At 33.8% G+C, this 1,037-nt stretch carries 1 pseudogene; it reads right to left on the minus strand.

The features are described from left to right. Positions 1 to 950 (minus strand): annotated as a pseudogene (locus QUA00_RS36720) (ISKra4 family transposase); the annotation flags it as partial. Between the last annotated feature and the right edge of the window lie 87 nt (positions 951 to 1,037).

Genomic DNA, 1,037 nt, shown 5'->3' on the forward strand with positions numbered 1-1,037 from the left:
TGATTCAATTGTTCCCGAACCAATCGAACTTATGGATTCTTCTTTGTAGTATTGGTAATTAACTATTCGGCAGCGATGAGTTTCTAAATAATTGCAAAACGTTTTAAATGCTTGACCTTTAAAGTTTTTAAATAATTTTATAACTTCATCAACTTTGCCTTTCCACAACATAGTTTCTGCTGATTTCAATCGTTTTATTGAACCCCCTACCTTGTAGAGATTTTCTTTTAGATGATACCAATCTAAGATTTCTTGTCTTTGTTCATTGTCTCCAATTTCTTTAAATATGTTCCAAATCCCGGCATGACCATCCCCTAGGCAATACATAGGATGTAGTAATTTTTGGCTATTAGTCCAATCAATTAAATCTTGATTGTTTTGAAAAAATGCTCCCGAATAAACGTTATCTAAACACACGGCTTTATAGTCTTTCCAGTAACAGCTCTCGCCCTTGGTTTCGTTGCGTAGTCTGACTTTACCGCCATCTAATGTAATTTCTTTGACTCCTTGTTGAGATGTAGGCAATTCAAATTCTTGTCTTTTGACTAATCTTTGTAATGTACTGTGAGAAATTTTGATTCCCGTAAATTTTTCCAAATCTTTTTCTGCCATTTGATAAGATTCATTGGCACTGATTAAAAGACAGCAATTTTCCATGAGTGGACTAAATTGACTGTAAGCTTTTAAGCCAAAATATTTTGCCTGATTATCTGTAAGGTCGAGCGAGCCGATTATTGATTTTATTTTTCGGGGCTTTCCTGTTTTAATTCCTGATACTGCTGAAAAAAAAAGTTACCTATTTCTGGACCAACTTCTGATAACATTTTCTGACGGACTGATTTTTCTATACTTTCAAAACTTTTTAACTCGGTTGGATCTGTATTTCTGTAAAAAATTTCTGCTACCGCTTTTAAGTGGGCTTTTAGCTGTTGTTGGTCTGATGGTGTCATTTTATTTTCCTCATCTTTATTTAACGATTTTACTAGCTTTTTCATTTTATCTCTTTTTTGACACATTTGCCAAAGTGAGATGCACCC

This window comes from Microcoleus sp. T2B6 (assembly GCF_036700475.1).
Classification (GTDB): domain Bacteria; phylum Cyanobacteriota; class Cyanobacteriia; order Cyanobacteriales; family Microcoleaceae; genus Microcoleus.